Origin of the sequence: Loktanella sp. PT4BL (assembly GCF_003201935.1) — a bacterium.
Taxonomy (GTDB): Bacteria; Pseudomonadota; Alphaproteobacteria; order Rhodobacterales; family Rhodobacteraceae; genus Yoonia.
Genome location: NZ_QJJL01000007.1, coordinates 1 through 15,301, shown reverse-complemented (window position 1 = coordinate 15,301; position 15,301 = coordinate 1). Strand labels below are relative to the sequence as shown.

Sequence of the window (15,301 nt, the reverse complement as noted above, 5' to 3'; positions counted from 1 at the left end):
GCCGGCAACAAGGGGTTACCCGTGGGTAACCCCCAGATCAAAGGTCACAGGGACTTTATTTTGGGGTCATTCTCACGCAAGGCACGTCGGAATGCCTGCACCGCATATTCCAGCTGCGCTTTCGGCAACCCTGCAAAATCATCGTCCGCGACGATCCGGCACTCCCCTTTACGCGCCGTTACCTTCATATCGCCCACATGAAATTCGCGCTTTTCTTTCCGTTCAACGGGCGGAGTGCTGGTGGCAACATTTGGCTTGGCCTCCAGAAATTTGGTCAGCACAGCATTCTGTTCGTCGGCACCGCCGCAAGTCCGCAATTGCGCCCGCAGATCCGCCGCACTCTCGACAGACTTGAGCACGCGCGCCACATCCACACCTAGATTGCGCGGCACCGCCTTGGGCCACTTCAGATCATCCTCAAGCGCACAAAGCAAAAACACAAAGCTGCGGATATAAGACCGTTTGACTTTATGGAGCGATGCATAAAGCCGCGGCACCATGGCATCGGGATCAAGCTCATCGGTCTCGGCATCCTGCGCTGCAAGGATGGCAACCTGTGCCATCTCTGCAAAGCTCAGGTCTTCGCGCACAACATTTTCCTCGACCATATCTATGTAACGCGTGAGCCGGTCCCCCTGCCCAACATCAATTCGCGCAATCACGGTAGCAAAGGCCGAATGACCGGTTTCGGCGAATAGCTGCGACAAGGCCGTGTAGCGCCGCCAACCTTTCTTCAACTGCAAATTTCCCGCCGCATCACGGTATAGCTCCACCGGCTCTTTCTGACCGCGTTCCTTGATCGACGCTTTCAACTCTTCCATTTCGATCGAGGCAGCGACACCCTCAAGATCAAGCCTGTCGCGCGGCAGATCACTTGTCAGCACATCCGCGAGCGGTACAGCCGACAAAACGCGCCCGGCCTCTTGCGCCTCACGGTATGCCTTGGCGTCACTGGCATTCTGACGCCGCTGTTCAATCTTGACCTCGGTGGTTTCCTGCAGGCTTTCCGCCGCATCACGAACCGCTGCGCCCATCGGTCCAACACTGCGCTCACGTGGCTTTGGATTTGCGGGCGTATCAATCGAATCGAAACCGAATTTGTTTTTGCTGCTCATTTATCCGCCTCTGGTTTTGCGTTTTCCTGATCCCAAGCCTTCAACACAGTTGTTTTGAATTCGTTATAGGCACGGTCGAAGCTTTGCCTTGCGCGCTTCCATGTCTCACGGGTCATCTGGCGATAGTCCTGCTCATAGACGCTCATCTGGAAGCGCCCTGATTGTTCGACGGCACGGGTCATCTCTATTGGGTTCAGGCAGACATCAGCTCCAAAGACATTGCGGAACGCCTCCATCATCGCGTTATGAAGCGGATTGTTGGCCTCAAACCGTGTCATCAGCAAACGCACATCCATAAAGGATTTCGGCAAAGTCAACCCGGCGTCATCGGCAAGCCCGCCAAACCCCTCAGAAATATCCTCCATCGCATCACCTAGTTGGCCCAGATAGCTGGTCGTGCTGTCATACTCCCAATAGCCGGGGCCTGACGGGATATAGAGAATGTCGGATGCAAAAGCCGCATTCAGCGACTGATAGCCAATCGCGGGCGGGCAATCAAAGATGATCAGATCGTATTGGTCATCTGGTAGTTCGTCGAGATAGCGGGCCACACATCCAAAAAAGCTCCAAGCCTTATGAAGGCTGCGATACTGGGCGCTGGCAAATTCGACAAAGGCCGCGTTGGCGCAAGAGGGGATGATATCGATGGTAGGCCAGCAGGTCGGTTGGATGAAGTCCTGAAACCGCTGCGCGCCAATGGATTGCACATCCTCGGGCAATTCACTTGAAGAAGGGTAGGGGCAATCATCAGGATCATCATAGCTTTCCGTAATCCGGTCCGCTTCACGACACAGATCGCGGCACATGATGCCCCAGACTGTGTTCCACTCTTTCACCTCGACGATACCCATTGAGTGAGTGAGAGTGGCCTGTGGGTCGAAATCCACACAAAGAACACGGTAGCCATCAAGGGCTGCGGCATTGGCCAGGTGTTGCGCGACAACGGTTTTGCCGACACCACCTTTAAAATTGCTGACAGCAACGCGCACCGCGCGACCTTTGGGGCGTCTGGGCAGCAAGGTCTTGCCGCGAAACTTAACCCGGCGTCGCAGCTCGTTGATCTCTTCAAGCGTGAACCAGCGCTGGCGGCCATCATCCTCGGTCACTCCTTGGGGTAAAGAGGGATCGTCGGCGAGCTTCTTGCGTAAGGTGTCAGCAGGGACATCAAACATGAACTGGCTGATCTCCCATATCGAGAAGGGGCGCAGGGTTTTTACTTCGCCCGGAGAGAAAGTCGCGCGGCGCACTGCAGCTTGCTGTGTCAGGCTACGCTCGTTCATGGCTTGAAGGTCGGAATGGGTTCTCATGACATGCTCTTGTTTTTGACTATAATGTCGTGAATAACGGGAATTGGCAAAATCTGCAAAATAGAAATTTGAAATTCTCTGTTTTTACGTTTTTCCCGAAGAGAACGGGATAAACTGCCTCATCTCTTTCTATATTTGGTGTCATCAAACGGTTAGTTTTCGAGATACGGTGACACGAAACCCTAAATACGGTGACACAGAGGTGTCCCCCTTAACCATTTTAACCTATTCTTTATAAAAATAATTGACGGGGTTAAAAAATCCCGCTCTTAGCAGGTCCTTGACAGAAAACGGGAATTTGTGTCTTGCTATTATTCAAGCAGAATCGGCAACAACGTCGGCGCTTGAGGCAAGACAGTGAGATAACGCAATGGATGCGAAACGGCTAACTGGGGTCAAAGCCAGTTCATTAAAGTACGATTTATTGACTGCGTTATCAGTTGCCGGGCTGCATCTAGATGCGCGTCACCATATCTCGCTGTCGCGTTTGTTGCTGTTGATCACCGCACGATACAATTGGCGGCTAGATGAATTCTGTGTTGGTCAACGTGATCTTGCCCGGATGTGGAATGTGACAGAACGCACGGTCAAGCGCGAGATCAAGTTCTGGACAGAGAAGCGTATGGTAATCTGTAAGCGGCAAGGCGTACGGGGCAGGGTAGGGGCCTACCGTCTGAACTATCCTGAAATCTATCGCATGTCGGAACCTTACTGGGATCATGTTGGTCCTGACTTCTCTGAGCGTATGGTGCAAACGAATCCCGTGAAAGAAACAAAGGTTGTCGCGGTTGATTTTCGAACTAAGGCGACGGCAAACAACCAAACCGATGATATCCCAGCGACAGAAAATCATTCGTGGCGTGCAGCCTGCAAGCGGATGCGCGAATTGCACCCAGAACACTACCGCAACTGGATTTCGCTGCTGACCTTCGGCAACGATGACCAAGAAACAGTTGTACTCAATGCGCGCAACCAGTTTGTCGCGCACTATGTCCAGACTCATTTGATCGCCTTCGTAAATGAGGCTGTGGAAGCCACACTCGGACCGCGCCGCCGTATTTTGGTGCAGGTGCTGTAATAATGCTGCGCTGCAAATGCGATCTACCTTTCGGATGCTTAGAGCAATGACAGGACTGGAAAATCAGTTCACATCCGTGACGGATCGGTTTTCGTCGTCCATGACATCAAGGCTGCAGCCGTCACCGTTCCAGCTCTAGAGTAGGATGTTGAAGTCCGATGCCGACGCGCCCTTCGCAAAACTCCGGATCAGAAGTCCTGCGAACCCGGCAGCGATGAGGTTGTCGGCGAAATCCGACGTCGGCAGGGATAGGCTGTCGAGCATCTTCATGCGCCATGCTGAGTCGGCAAGCATAGCCTCTATCATTCCGTATTGCTCTAGTCCGTCCTGATCGCGGGTATCGAAAACTGGGCCGAGATCGGCGATGTAGGACACGAGAATCGTGGGTTGCAGGCTACCGATCTGGTTGGCCTCTCGGAGAGCCGTCATGGGATCAAGCGCCGTGTAGAGTGCAGGGATGCCCTTGGCATTAAGGCGCCCTCCGTAGAGTTCAGCGCCACGTCCCGAGAGAGGCTCGCGCGCATAAACCGAGTTTAGAGCACGATAGAGCAGTCCTGTGTAGCGGACACCCTTCAGAGGCATCAGGCGAAGACGCCTGCGTCGACTACGTCGGTGTATTCCAAAACCTGCTGTGCTTTGCCTTCGTGAACGAGTTGCATGGCAGTTCGGCAGTCAAACCCGAGTATAGCGGCTATATTGCTGAAACTAAATTTGGCAGGAGGTTCTGCGCCTCCGTTTCCCATTTTTATCCGTAACCCTGCATTGTTCTGAACGTCGGAAGTCCTGATTTTTGGGCCTGCAACTTGGCTGGAGGCGGGGTTTTTGCCGATCCAAGGCACCAGATAAGTTATTGATAATATGAAAAGGTCTGCGGCAGTTGGGGCGGGGTTGCCGATATACTTTGCCGATCTTGGTACCCAAACAGGACTTGCTGCCTGAAATCACCGGGAACCGCAGTTGTATCAAACCTTCGGCTGTTACCACGGTCCAATTGGCCCGTAGAAAGTGAAAGTGTTCTTCGGGTTTTGTGACTGACGGATGAGGGCCTTTGGGGTTCCTCGGACGGGTTCGGACCGGATTCCGGTCTGTCTTTCCTAATGAAGGGCAATCCGATGCAAACAGGTGTTTTGCGTGTGTTGCACGCGACCGCAGCCTCGTGGCGGCGACATAAAGAATTACGCCGAACTGGCCAGACCAAACTGGCTCAGCGGCTCGAACGAGAGGCCGTCCTGCGGGATTTCGGCTATCTTAGGCAGGCGGCGATGCTGCCGAATGCCCATGTAATCTGCGGAGACGGCGGCACGTTCTTCCATCTCGGTTGGTCCACCGTCTCGATCCTCGCGCCGATCGAGCGCTTTCCCTTGGCCACTCTTGCGGTCGCACGGGGGACCCCGTTCATCGATATCCGACCCATCAGTGACGTCATCGCCTTCGCGAACCTGCCGCGGGTAGCGCGGGACGGATCGAGCGATCCTGAACCTTCAAGTCCCGGCAGGTCCGTGCCGCTGACCACCTACATCGACATGGTCGAAGGGCTCGGCGCGAGGATCCTCAACGATCCGCGGTCCCATTAGTCAGCCTGATCACCAATTACTCTCACCAAAACTCGAAAGGAGGCCTGCAATGGCCCGAACCCGCACGCCCAAATTCGATGCCTCCGAGGTCATCACGAACGAAATCATCCGCATCATCGAGCGCGGCGTCTTGCCATGGCGCAAGCCCTGGACGGCAGGCGGCAGCTCACGCCCCCTGCGCGTGGGCGGTGAGCCCTACCAGGGGGTCAACAACTTCTTGCTAACGATGCGGACCGTGATGGTTGGCCACAGCTCACCCTTCTGGATGACGCTGCCGCAGGCCAATGCTTTGGGCGCAAAAGTCCGAAAGGGCGAAAAATCCTCTGTCGTCGTTTATTACGGTCAAAGCCGGAAAGAGCGTGGCGGCGAGGATGATCACGCGGAGAGCGATGATCATTCCGAGGAGGCCCGCAGTTTCCGCTTCCAGAAATCCTACCGCGTCTTCAATGCCTGCCAGATCGAGGGTCTGCCCGACAGCTTCTTCCCCGACCCGGAGCCCACGCCCGAACATCCGTCGTCCGAGCCCATCCCGCACATGCAGGCGTTTTTCGATACTATCGACATCACGACGGTCTTTACAGGGACGGAAGCCTACTACCTGCCGCCCGTGGACAAGGTCTTCATGCCCTCCATCACGCGGTTTCAGAACCCGCGGAACTTCTACGGGGTCTGGGCACATGAGCTGGCCCATGCCACGAAAGCCCCCCATAGGCTGAACCGTGATTTTGGTCTTTCGAAGTTCGGCAACACTTCTTACGCACGCGAGGAGATCGTCGCTGAATTGACCTCCGTGTTCCTTGGGCAAACACTTGGCTTCACGGCCCATACGCTCGAGTTGAACGCGGCCTACCTCTACAACTGGCTACGGGTCCTGCGCTTGGACAAGAACGCGATCTTCAAGCACGCCGCCGATGCGCAGCGCGCCTGTGACTACTTGATTGCCAGATCGGAGGCGGGTAGCGGAGGGCACAGCGCTGAGGCCGCCTGACGGAAAAGTCGCTGCACTGCCGCAAGACAGCTTCGAGCCCAAACTCGCGATTCATTCGCGCCTTTCGGACGTTCCGCAAGTGAAGACGGGACTAGCGTTTTTTTCGCAGAGCCTGCCGAGACTGTCTGCGGAAACTCCCATGAAAACAGAGTGTCTTGAATCTCAAGGTCCCAGATGGTTAATGGTACCGTCCCGACCGACACTGAAACGCATCGGAAATTCGAATGACCTGATGCTGAGAAGCGGTGAGACGCCTTGTTCCCATTGGTAACGTTCATGTGGAGGCCATGCCTCGATGTCCTGTTCATCGACGTCTGGCATAAGCGTCACGAAGAGCTGGAAGGGTTCATCGACAAGCACACCACCCCCTTTGAGAACCGTGTCCCGGTAGCTTCTGGCGACGTCATCGATCAGGATCTCGAGAGCCAACTCTTCTCTGGCGCTTCCGATCTCGACGGCCTGTTTTTCGTTGGACAGTATTTCGCCATAGGTCATGCTGTTGACCTGCCAAAGCAGCCTGTAGGTTCCTGACCGTCCCCCAGAGGTTGCGATTACTGCCTGCAAGTCACCACTGTCTGTCGTTCGCGCAGTCAGCTCGGAGATGGTCTGGCGCGTGTTCAACAAGTCTGCAAAGACAGCTACGCGTTGCTCCATCGCTGCAAGTGTCCCGGCGTGATGGATCGAGCGCTGCCAAAAGGCCAAGGCGGTGATCGCAATCAAGCCTAATGGAACGAGAGTCCACAAAAGAACTCTCCTCCATTCCCGGCTTCCATCTTCCCTAGCCTCAATTTCTCTCTTTCGGCCATTCCTGTAGGCGACGTACATGCAGCCCGCTGCAATAGATACGAAGACCGCTAGGCCGGTGGTCAAGAGCACCCATTCGGTGGCTAAGGGCCAAGGATTATCGCCAAAAACATAAAGCCATAGCATGCCAGCAACGCCGGCGAGCACGAAGTAGGCTGCGACCGGTGCAAAAAAAGGGCCCAGGCAACGCCGGCCAGCAGGTATCCGTATCGAAGCCTCATACCTTTCTGCTTATGGTCCTAAAATTCAGCGGTTCACATGTTGCGGAAGATAGATCATATGGCCTGAAGCCAATCCGATCAACTGCCCAAAGGTCCGTTTTATCTGGACTGCGGGCTTCTGAAGTGGTGCGCTCCTTGTTGGTACTGTCTGGCTCCATCCGCCAAACAGAAAAGAAAAAGCGGGCTTTGGGAAGGGTGTTTCAACTTCTCAAAGGAGAGCCCTATGACCATCACCGCACAGCCCCAGACAGAATGCCCGGATCCGAGTGTGATCGCCGCGCAGAACGACGCGTTTCGCAAGCTCGCGTGCCTTGGAGTGTCGCCGGTGCAGCCCATACAGGGCAGGATGCATGTGACCCGTTCGCTCATGGAGGCCGGTGACGGCTTCATAGCCGAGGCGGTGAAGGCGGCCGGGGAGTTTGATGTGTTCGAGCCCGAGAATGATCCCGAAGGATGGCATGATTTCGGGTCGGTCACGGTCCGCGGCGAGACCGTGTTCTGGAAAATCGATCTGTATGAAGCGGATTCCGACTTTCGCTACGGGGCCGAGACCCCGGACAACCCCATGACCACCACGCGCGTGCTGACCATCATGATGGCGCGCGACTGGTAGGGGAGGGGACACCCCTACTGACAGCCCAGACGATGAAGGCCCGCTGCCCCTAAAAAGGCAAAACGGGCCTTCTGTCGTTTTGATCCCCGAACTCGGGGATTGGTCACGCGCGAGCGCGGGCCGCACCATACCCATCGAAAAGGACATCCCATGACCGCAAGTTTCAAACCCGTTTCTGTCGCCATTGGCGATCTGACTGCTCATACAGCCAATGTGCGCAGCAATTCTCCGGAAACCTATGACCCCGAGAACACCGCGCATCTCAAGGCCAGCATCGCCGTTCTGGGCCTGCTCCAGCCGCTACTCGTCCAGAAGCTCGACGGCAAATACGCCGTGCTTGCTGGTGGCCGCCGTCATGCCGCGCTGAACGAGCTGGTCGCCGACAAGGCCAAGCTCGTCGCCTATGCGTCCGCCAGCACCACGCAGTCCTGCTTCGCACGGGACCGCCAGCGCGACAGCCTGATGCATGACTTCGAGATCGAGATCATGCCTGATATCCGGGCTCATTGGACGCCGAACGCGGCGCTGTTCAACCGCTTCAAGAAGGCCTGGCTCCTGAAGATCCTCGGCGAGGATCTGGGCCTCGCCCAGGAGGCGGTGACGCTGGCCTCGTCAAGCAAGAAGGAGATCGTCGCCTTCTGCGACAAGCTCTTCGCCGAGCCCTTCGCCACGCTCACGGACGCGCAGCGCGCTGCCGTGGCCGCCTGGTGCCCGCCGATGATGCAGACCGCCGGTGTCGCCTTCGATGAGGCGGAGCCCACGGTGGAAGCCCCGGAGCCAGACAGCGAGGTCGCGCAAGCGGCCTGAGCCATCACGCGACCCGTGCGAGGCATTCTCCGCGCGGGTCGACCCTCCCACACCCAACGGAAAGACATCCCCATGGCTATTCTCAAGTTCTCTGCGTCCGCTGTCTCGGCGCAAATCGCACATGCGCGCGCCTGCAAAACCTTCCTGCCTAACTGGAACGGACCCGTGGACAGGCCCGCCCTGATCCTCATCGTTGGCAATGGCGTGCATCTGCGCTCAAACGGCATCGATGGCACGACCACTCGCATCGTCATCATCGAACAGGCCGATCCCTCTTTCGCCTTCGCCGACGGCATGAACCCGTTTCGCGACACCGACTGGATGGCGCAGCGCCGCATGGCGTTTCGCGATCTGACCGGCCAGTTCTACACCGACATCCTCGACGATGTGCAGGTGCTCATCGACCGGGGGCAGGGGGCGATCCGGCTCGCCACCGATGGCCACAGCATCCGCGTCTTCGTGCGTCGCGCCTCGGACTATCTGATCGGCGGGACCTACGAGGTGCCCTCGGGCCTCGGCGGCACCTTCCGGGTCATCCTTAAGGATGCCTGCGATACCTTCGCGATCGTGCAGAACTGCGGCAATTGCGAGGATTTCGACGCCATGCAGCCCTACCGCGTGCCGCTCGATGCCCTGATGGAACTCGATGATCGGAGGGTGGCGTGATGGGTTGGCTCTTCTACACCGACGGCCGCGTCAAAACCTACGCGGATGAGAAAGCGGAGATCACCCGGCTTTGTACCTTCGAAGGCGAAAGGCGCAAAACCGAACTGGACAAGGCCTGCAAGGTCGGCTCCACCTGGTATGCGGCGGCAAGGGTCACCAATCTCGACGGCACCCCTGTCGAGGACGCGACCTATGTCACCGATGCAGACGGCTCGATCACATTCGGGGCTGTCTTCCTCACCCGATACGATGACTGCTGCTGGGGCTACAAGGACATGGAGGAAAGCGCGGGCCCGAACGAGTCGCGGGCTCCCCTTGGGCTGATCGAGCTCCTCTCCGACCTGAAAGACCCGGACGGCTACGCCCAGGACTGGCGCCAGCGCTGCCGGGACTGGGCGTCGATTCCAGACTACCAGGAAGGCGACAAGATCAAACTCGCAGCACCTGTGACACTCACTGATGGCAGCACATGCCAGATCGTCACCGCGACCCACTACAGGCGCGGGCGGCAAAAGCGCCGCTGCTACCGCATCGAGGAAACTGGTGGGCTCGTACGCCTGTCTAAGGCCTCGCTTGCGGGCTCGGAGCTGCTCAGCTCCGCGAAGGGTGCTGCCAGCCCGGTGCTGGCGGAGTACCTCGCGGGACGAAATTAGGTGCTGCGCCGGACAGTTGATCGACCTGTCCGGCGACAGCAGATCCTGCGGCTTATCTTGACAAGGCAATGCAAATGCATTACCTATCGCAGGCAGCAAAGACCCCATTCTTTCAGGAGACTGCCATGACAGCCCTCGCACAAGATGTCTCGAAACTCACGGATCGGTATCAGACGACCGTGCCGGCCGGTGTGCGCAAACAGCTCAAGCTGGGCAAGGGCGACCAGATTCGCTACTGCACCGAGCCGAGTGGCAGAGTCTATATCGAGCCCGTGCGCAGCGACGAGGATGATCTTGCGCTTGGAGCCTTTCTCGATTTTGTCGAGGCCGATATCAAGGCGCATCCGGACCGCATTCGGGCGTTCGATGGGGCTTTGCATGACCGTCTTGCAGCACTGGTCGGAGACGTTGACGTCGATCTGGATGCGCCGCTATCGCTCGAGGATGAATGAGCGGCGATAGCGTGCCCGCCCAAGCGCCCCTTGTCGTAAACGGATGGTCGATTTATGCGCATCCGCTCTTTCTGGACCAGCTCGAAGGGCTGATCCTGGAGGTCGAGGCGCGTAAGGCTCGCGATCCCAAGACCTGGCGCAAGAAAAATTCCGCGAAACGGCTGGCCGCAATCTTCAAGCTGGTGACCGAGGCCATACCGGCGGACCCGGGTGCCGCCGCCTTCCGGCAAGGCGGCACACTCGGCGATCACCGCAAGCACTGGTTCCGGGCGAAATTCTTCCAGCAGTATCGGCTGTTCTACCGGTTCAACAGCGATGCAAAGGTCATCGTGGTGGCCTGGGTGAACGACGACAAGACCCTGCGCGCCTATGGCAGCAAGACGGATGCCTACGCGACGTTCAAAGGGATGCTGGAAGATGGCAACCCACCTGACAATTTCGACGCGCTCTTGAAAGAAGCGGCGGCGGCGGACAAGCGGTTCGAAACTTCCCTTGAAGCGGTGCCCGATCGGTAAGTGGGGTCGAATGCCTGAAGGAGCGGAATCCCACGCTAAGGCTGCCAGTAGGGGGGGATTATGCGTTTCAATCTCCCGTCACCCTTGGGCCAAGTGAAATAGGAGACATTGGTGTGTCATATGGCTGGTACGATGAAATTCTCAGAAGTCCCTCCCTATCCGTACACCTGCCGTTCGCTGCATCGTGTACGAACTGGTAAGATGCGGACGGAGCGGACGTTAGATTTTCGCTTTACAACGACCCCTGTCAGCCCGAAGCGAAAAGTCGGCCGAAGTCCAGAGAATTAGAAATACGGTCGTTTCTGGTGTGGTTCAGCAGGGCTGATGAACAACTTGACTTATTTGGGTAATTCGCAAGTCTTGAACGTGTCGCTGTGTATTCATTCGGAACCGGTGTGAGAGGAGAGTGCGTAAGGATGATGATCAGGGATGCCATTCAGATGTATGGAGCACGTCAGCTGTATCTTCGCGGCCTGAGTGATTCAGAGCTATCTGAGCATCTTGTTCATTGGATGAATAACTGCACGCAGCTTTCCAGAACGGGTATGATCGATCTGTGCGCAACAGAAAACCCTGATTTCTTTCATCGCTTGATGGATGTTCTGGCCGAAACTGCCCTCCGGAATGAGGATATTTCGAAGGCTGTTGAATGTCATTGAGAACTGACCCGGTATTGTCACCGAGATTTGACCCGCTTCTAGTTATGTATCGGCAGCTATGCTTTGGTCAATGTGGTGGCCTCCTTTGATGTTTTCTTTGCAGCCTCTGAGCTTGCCTTGAAGCGGTAGCTGTCGTTGCCAGTTTCGAGGATGTGGCAGCGATGTGTGAGCCGATCGAGGAGTGCTGTTGTCATCTTTGCGTCGCCGAAGACCTGTGCCCATTCACTGAAGCTGAGATTGGTCGTGATGATGACACTGGTGCGCTCATAGAGTTTGCTGAGAAGGTGGAACAGCAGCGCACCGCCTGACGGGCTGAACGGCAGGTAACCGAGCTCGTCAAGGATGACCAAGTCGATCTTCGTGAGCATCTCAGCCATTTTCCCGGCCTTCCCAAGGGCCTTTTCCTGCTCCAATGCGTTGACCAGTTCGACGGTCGAGTAAAAGCGCACCTTGCGTCTGTGATGCTCGATGGCCTGCACGCCGATGGCCGTGGCGACATGGCTTTTGCCGGTGCCAGGCCCGCCAATCAGAACGACGTTTTCTGCGTTTTCTATAAACTCGCCGCGATGTAGTTGCCGGACCGTGGCTTCGTTGATGTCGCTAGATTTGAAGTCGAACCCAGCGAGATCCTTGTAGGACGGGAAGCGCGCCACCTTCGTGTGATAGGCAATTGATCGCACTTCTCGTTCTGCCATTTCCGCCTTGAGTAGTTGAGACAACATGGGGGTGGCTGCCTCAAACGCCGGCGCACCTTGTGCAACCAGATCATCGACCGCATGCGCCATGCCGTGCAGCTTGAGACTGCGCAACATGATGACGATGGAAGCTCCTGCAGGATCATGACGCATTGCGCTTTCCTCCTGCCTGTCTGAGGTCGTCGTAGCGATCCACATTTGCCTTTGGTGCGGTTTCCAATGCGAGGGCATCTGGTGGATCGATCTCTGGATGATCTGTCCGCTTTGGATCAATCAACCTGTGCAGCAGGTTTAGAATGTGCGTCTTGGTCGGCACCCCAGCTTCCAAAGCCAGCTCCACGGCTCGCAAAACAGCGCTTTCGTCGTGGTGTAGAACCAAGGACAGGATGTCGACCATTTCCCTGTCACCGCCTTCCTTACGAAGCATGTGGTCTTGCAGGCGGCGGAAAGCCTCGGGCATCTCTGTGAACGGCGCACCATTGCGCAGGGCACCGGGCTTGCGTTGTATGACAGCCAAATAGTGACGCCAGTCGTAGATGACCTTGCCTGGCTTACGATGAGAACGATCGATGATCCGGTCATGGGTGCAAACAGTCTGGCCTTCTGCAACAAGGACAAGCTGTTCAGGGTAGACATGCAGGCTCACCCGGCGGTTCGCAAAGCTGGCAGGCACGCTGTAGCGATTGCGCTCGAAGGTGATCAGACACGTTGGAGACACGCGTTTGCTGTGTTCTATAAAGCCGTCAAATGCAGGCGGCAGCGCCATCAGCATGGGTTTCTCGGCCTCCCATACATCGGCGATGGAACCAGGTAAGGCCTTGTGCGGTGTCTCCGCCCACAGGGCAATGCAGCGATCTTCCAACCACTGGTTCAGCTCTGCCAGATCGGCAAAGACCGGCATGACCTGCCACATGCGGTTGCGGGCGTCTTGCACGTTCTTCTCAACCTGCCCCTTCTCCCACCCCGCAGCAGGATTGCAAAACTCAGGCTCAAAAACGTAGTGGCTGGCCATCGCCTTGAAGCGCGCATTGATGTCGCGTTGTTTGCCTTTGCCAACGCGGTCCACAGCTGTCTTCATATTATCGTAGATGCCCCGGCCTGGAACGCCACCAAACACCCTGAATGCATGCCAATGAGCGTCGAACAGCATCTCATGCGTTTGCAGCGGGTAAGCGCGCACCAAAAACGCCCGACTGTGCGACAGCTTGATATGGGCGACCTGAAGCTTGACCCGTTCGCCGCCAATATTGGCCCAATCTTCGCTCCAGTCGAATTGGAAAGCTTCCCCCGGCTGGAATACCAACGGAACAAATGTTCCCCGACCGGTTGTCTGCTCAGCACGATGTCGATCTTCACGCCAAGCCCGGGCAAAAGCCGCAACGCGTTCATAGGATCCGTCGTATCCCAGCTTCACCAGATCAGCGTGCATTTGCTTGACCGTGCGCCGCTCTTTACGCGACTTGCGGGTTTGGATCAGAAGCCAAGCGGACAACCGATCCGCATATGGGTCCAGCTTGCTCGGCCGTTTTGGCGTCTTGAACTGCGGCTCTAAAACACCTTCGCGCAGATACTTCTTGATTGTATTCCGAGACAAACCCGTCCGCCGGGCAATCTCGCGAATTGGCATTTTGTCACGCAATGCCCAACGTCGAATGACACTCAAAAATCCCATGTCGATCACTCCATGTCTCCCTGACCAAAACCGTCAGGGCAATGTGTTCACATGGGTCAATTCTCAGTGACAATTTATGGGGCTACCGGGTCAGTTCTCAGTGAGAATCAACACCGTCCGAACACATGGGTGTTCGGCCAGACCCTCGGGCGGGGCTGGGGAAGGGGACCCATTGGACAGGTGGGTCGCCCGGTGGTGAGGGCGGCAGAGCCGCGTCCCTGCGGGCCGCGGCGTGAAGCGGACACCAAGGCTGCCTGAGACTGAATGCAACGAAAGTATATAATTGACAGCGCGGTATATTATCGTAAGGTGGGGGCAGCCTTGGTGGAAGGTGGCAGGAAATAGGGGGTCTTTCTTCCGCATGTCCCGAACAAAACGCCTGACAGAGATCGAGAAGATGCAGATCGTCCGCGAGGCCGCGGAGGGTGTGTCGACGTCTGAGCTGGCTGAGCGTTTCGAGGTCACATCGCGGGCCGTGCGCTACGTCTTGAAAGCCGATGCCGAGCGCCAGGTGGATGCCGCGATCCCGGTCGCCGCGGTCAGTGTGAAGGTCACGGCTGCGGATCTTGCGGCGCTCGAAGCGGTGCTGGCGAAGGCCGGGATCGAGAGCCGGGCCGAGGGGCTGCGGCGGCTGATACAGGCGGCAGGCGGGGTGTTCGTGCCGGACGCGCAGATGGCGGCCGAGATGGCGCGCTATCGCGCCTCGCTGCACGAGGTCGGCAATGGGGTCGCGCAGATCGCCAAGCAGATGACGAAGGCCAACCGGCAGGGGCAGGGGGCTGATGGTGGCACGCGTGCCGAGTTCACCGAATTGCGCCTTGCGCAGATGCGCGGGTTGGCGCGGTTCATCCTGGATTCCGCCGACGAGATCGATCTGCTCCTGCGGCGTCGGAGAGACGCGATGCAGCTCGAGGCCACGGCCGCGCTGAGGGAGTTTGCCCATGCGGCTGTATGATGCGGTTGACGCTGTCACAGGCGAGGTCTTCCGGGACGGCTGGAGCCGGATCCGGGGTTCGATGCAGGGGCTGCATGTGGCCAAGCAGACTCAGCTTACGCGCGCGGCAGCAGGGCATCGGCCGGCGGTCTTCAAGGCGATCCGGGGCGGCGGTACGCATACCAAATCACAGCTCACAAACCAGCTCGATTACCTCACCACCAAGTCCACCCATATCGTCGACAGTAGCGGGTTCCTGGATGGCAAGACGAAGCTCGAGGCGGGTGACATCAAGGATCTGACCGAGCGCTTTGCCAAGCGGTGGGATGCGGGCTTCAAGCCAAAGCTCGGTCAGACCACGCACATGCTCATGTCCTTCCCCATCGGCACGCGGGGCGAGGATGTGCGCGACATCGCGACGGATGTGGCCGAGCGGTTCTTCCAGAGTGACGCGGGGCATTTCGACTACATCATCGCGGTGCATGAGGACCGCGATCACCCGCATGCGCATCTGGTGCTGAACCGCCGCTCGCAGGAAGGCGAGTTCT

Annotated in this window: 18 protein-coding genes; 12 read left to right on the top strand and 6 right to left on the bottom strand. The window is 57.4% G+C overall.

Annotated elements, in window-relative coordinates:
* Positions 1–44 precede the first annotated feature (44 nt).
* Positions 45–1,115, bottom strand: a complete 1,071-nt coding sequence (locus C7964_RS16490) for a ParB/RepB/Spo0J family partition protein (RefSeq protein WP_110280763.1) — start codon at positions 1,113–1,115, stop codon at positions 45–47.
* Positions 1,112–2,422: an AAA family ATPase gene (locus C7964_RS16485; protein WP_110280762.1), complete on the bottom strand. Its 1,311-nt coding sequence runs from the start codon at positions 2,420–2,422 to the stop codon at positions 1,112–1,114. The genes C7964_RS16490 and C7964_RS16485 overlap by 4 nt, the downstream gene beginning before the upstream one ends.
* A gap of 370 nt (positions 2,423–2,792) precedes the next feature.
* On the opposite strand from C7964_RS16485, the gene C7964_RS16480 reads away from it, so the two are divergent.
* A complete protein-coding gene (locus tag C7964_RS16480) occupies positions 2,793–3,500 on the top strand; it encodes a DnaA N-terminal domain-containing protein (protein WP_110280761.1) in 708 nt (235 codons plus the stop codon).
* A 135-nt stretch (positions 3,501–3,635) separates the two neighbouring features.
* Here the strand turns inward: C7964_RS16480 and C7964_RS16475 are convergent, their stop codons facing one another.
* Entirely contained in the window at positions 3,636–4,082 is a 447-nt protein-coding gene (locus tag C7964_RS16475; RefSeq protein WP_110280760.1) for an RES family NAD+ phosphorylase, read from the bottom strand.
* A 530-nt stretch (positions 4,083–4,612) separates the two neighbouring features.
* Here C7964_RS16475 and C7964_RS16470 point away from each other — a divergent pair.
* Complete coding sequence (locus C7964_RS16470) at positions 4,613–5,074, top strand: hypothetical protein (RefSeq protein WP_181417219.1); 462 nt, start codon at positions 4,613–4,615, stop codon at positions 5,072–5,074.
* A gap of 49 nt (positions 5,075–5,123) precedes the next feature.
* Entirely contained in the window at positions 5,124–6,062 is a 939-nt protein-coding gene (locus C7964_RS16465) for an ArdC family protein (protein WP_110280758.1), read from the top strand.
* Between the two features lie 162 nt (positions 6,063–6,224).
* Here the strand turns inward: C7964_RS16465 and C7964_RS16460 are convergent, their stop codons facing one another.
* The gene (locus C7964_RS16460; protein WP_146214880.1) at positions 6,225–6,806 is read right to left on the bottom strand and encodes a hypothetical protein; all 582 of its coding nucleotides are present in this window, start codon (positions 6,804–6,806) and stop codon (positions 6,225–6,227) included.
* A 504-nt stretch (positions 6,807–7,310) separates the two neighbouring features.
* On the opposite strand from C7964_RS16460, the gene C7964_RS16455 reads away from it, so the two are divergent.
* From C7964_RS16455 to C7964_RS16425, 7 genes are all read left to right on the top strand, one after another.
* Positions 7,311–7,700, top strand: a complete 390-nt coding sequence (locus C7964_RS16455; RefSeq protein WP_110280756.1) for a DUF3768 domain-containing protein — start codon at positions 7,311–7,313, stop codon at positions 7,698–7,700.
* Between the two features lie 150 nt (positions 7,701–7,850).
* A complete protein-coding gene (locus tag C7964_RS20025) occupies positions 7,851–8,507 on the top strand; it encodes a ParB N-terminal domain-containing protein (RefSeq protein ID WP_110280755.1) in 657 nt (218 codons plus the stop codon).
* Positions 8,508–8,579: 72 nt separating this feature from the next.
* Positions 8,580–9,173 carry a regulator gene (locus C7964_RS16445; protein WP_110280754.1) on the top strand — a complete coding sequence of 198 codons (594 nt, stop codon included), beginning with the start codon at positions 8,580–8,582 and terminating at the stop codon, positions 9,171–9,173.
* Entirely contained in the window at positions 9,173–9,826 is a 654-nt protein-coding gene (locus C7964_RS16440) for a DUF6927 domain-containing protein (RefSeq protein ID WP_110280753.1), read from the top strand. Before C7964_RS16445 ends, C7964_RS16440 begins: the two co-directional genes overlap by 1 nt.
* Positions 9,827–9,951: 125 nt before the next feature.
* Complete coding sequence (locus C7964_RS16435) at positions 9,952–10,278, top strand: type II toxin-antitoxin system PrlF family antitoxin (protein ID WP_110280809.1); 327 nt, start codon at positions 9,952–9,954, stop codon at positions 10,276–10,278.
* Positions 10,275–10,793 (top strand): type II toxin-antitoxin system YhaV family toxin, encoded by a 519-nt coding sequence (locus tag C7964_RS16430; protein ID WP_110280752.1) that lies wholly within the window; start codon positions 10,275–10,277, stop codon positions 10,791–10,793. Before C7964_RS16435 ends, C7964_RS16430 begins: the two co-directional genes overlap by 4 nt.
* Positions 10,794–11,209: 416 nt before the next feature.
* Positions 11,210–11,452 carry a hypothetical protein gene (locus tag C7964_RS16425; protein WP_110280751.1) on the top strand — a complete coding sequence of 81 codons (243 nt, stop codon included), beginning with the start codon at positions 11,210–11,212 and terminating at the stop codon, positions 11,450–11,452.
* 56 nt (positions 11,453–11,508) lie between these two features.
* Here C7964_RS16425 and istB read toward each other — a convergent pair whose 3' ends face one another.
* Positions 11,509–12,300, bottom strand: coding sequence for an IS21-like element helper ATPase IstB (istB, locus tag C7964_RS16420; protein WP_110280750.1), 792 nt, complete (start codon positions 12,298–12,300; stop codon positions 11,509–11,511).
* Positions 12,290–13,819 carry an IS21 family transposase gene (gene istA / locus C7964_RS16415; protein WP_110280749.1) on the bottom strand — a complete coding sequence of 510 codons (1,530 nt, stop codon included), beginning with the start codon at positions 13,817–13,819 and terminating at the stop codon, positions 12,290–12,292. The genes istB and istA overlap by 11 nt, the downstream gene beginning before the upstream one ends.
* A gap of 361 nt (positions 13,820–14,180) precedes the next feature.
* On the opposite strand from istA, the gene C7964_RS16410 reads away from it, so the two are divergent.
* Together C7964_RS16410 and C7964_RS16405 are read left to right on the top strand one after the other, a co-directional pair.
* Positions 14,181–14,774, top strand: coding sequence for a transposase (locus tag C7964_RS16410; protein WP_110280748.1), 594 nt, complete (start codon positions 14,181–14,183; stop codon positions 14,772–14,774).
* A partial coding sequence (locus tag C7964_RS16405; RefSeq protein WP_181417218.1) for a relaxase/mobilization nuclease domain-containing protein occupies positions 14,761–15,301 on the top strand: 541 nt, incomplete at its 3' end. The genes C7964_RS16410 and C7964_RS16405, both read left to right, overlap by 14 nt.

Coding starts and splice junctions, on each gene's coding strand:
- C7964_RS16445 (WP_110280754.1), top strand. CDS start 8,580: ATGGCTATTCTCAAGTTCTCTGCGTCCGCTGTCTCGGCGCAAATCGCA.
- C7964_RS16465 (WP_110280758.1), top strand. CDS start 5,124: ATGGCCCGAACCCGCACGCCCAAATTCGATGCCTCCGAGGTCATCACG.
- C7964_RS16455 (WP_110280756.1), top strand. CDS start 7,311: ATGACCATCACCGCACAGCCCCAGACAGAATGCCCGGATCCGAGTGTG.
- C7964_RS16470 (WP_181417219.1), top strand. CDS start 4,613: ATGCAAACAGGTGTTTTGCGTGTGTTGCACGCGACCGCAGCCTCGTGG.
- istB (WP_110280750.1), bottom strand. CDS start 12,300: ATGCGTCATGATCCTGCAGGAGCTTCCATCGTCATCATGTTGCGCAGT.
- C7964_RS16410 (WP_110280748.1), top strand. CDS start 14,181: ATGTCCCGAACAAAACGCCTGACAGAGATCGAGAAGATGCAGATCGTC.
- C7964_RS16485 (WP_110280762.1), bottom strand. CDS start 2,422: ATGAGAACCCATTCCGACCTTCAAGCCATGAACGAGCGTAGCCTGACA.
- C7964_RS16425 (WP_110280751.1), top strand. CDS start 11,210: ATGATGATCAGGGATGCCATTCAGATGTATGGAGCACGTCAGCTGTAT.
- C7964_RS16475 (WP_110280760.1), bottom strand. CDS start 4,082: ATGCCTCTGAAGGGTGTCCGCTACACAGGACTGCTCTATCGTGCTCTA.
- C7964_RS16435 (WP_110280809.1), top strand. CDS start 9,952: ATGACAGCCCTCGCACAAGATGTCTCGAAACTCACGGATCGGTATCAG.
- C7964_RS20025 (WP_110280755.1), top strand. CDS start 7,851: ATGACCGCAAGTTTCAAACCCGTTTCTGTCGCCATTGGCGATCTGACT.
- C7964_RS16440 (WP_110280753.1), top strand. CDS start 9,173: ATGGGTTGGCTCTTCTACACCGACGGCCGCGTCAAAACCTACGCGGAT.
- C7964_RS16430 (WP_110280752.1), top strand. CDS start 10,275: ATGAGCGGCGATAGCGTGCCCGCCCAAGCGCCCCTTGTCGTAAACGGA.
- C7964_RS16480 (WP_110280761.1), top strand. CDS start 2,793: ATGGATGCGAAACGGCTAACTGGGGTCAAAGCCAGTTCATTAAAGTAC.
- istA (WP_110280749.1), bottom strand. CDS start 13,819: ATGGGATTTTTGAGTGTCATTCGACGTTGGGCATTGCGTGACAAAATG.
- C7964_RS16490 (WP_110280763.1), bottom strand. CDS start 1,115: ATGAGCAGCAAAAACAAATTCGGTTTCGATTCGATTGATACGCCCGCA.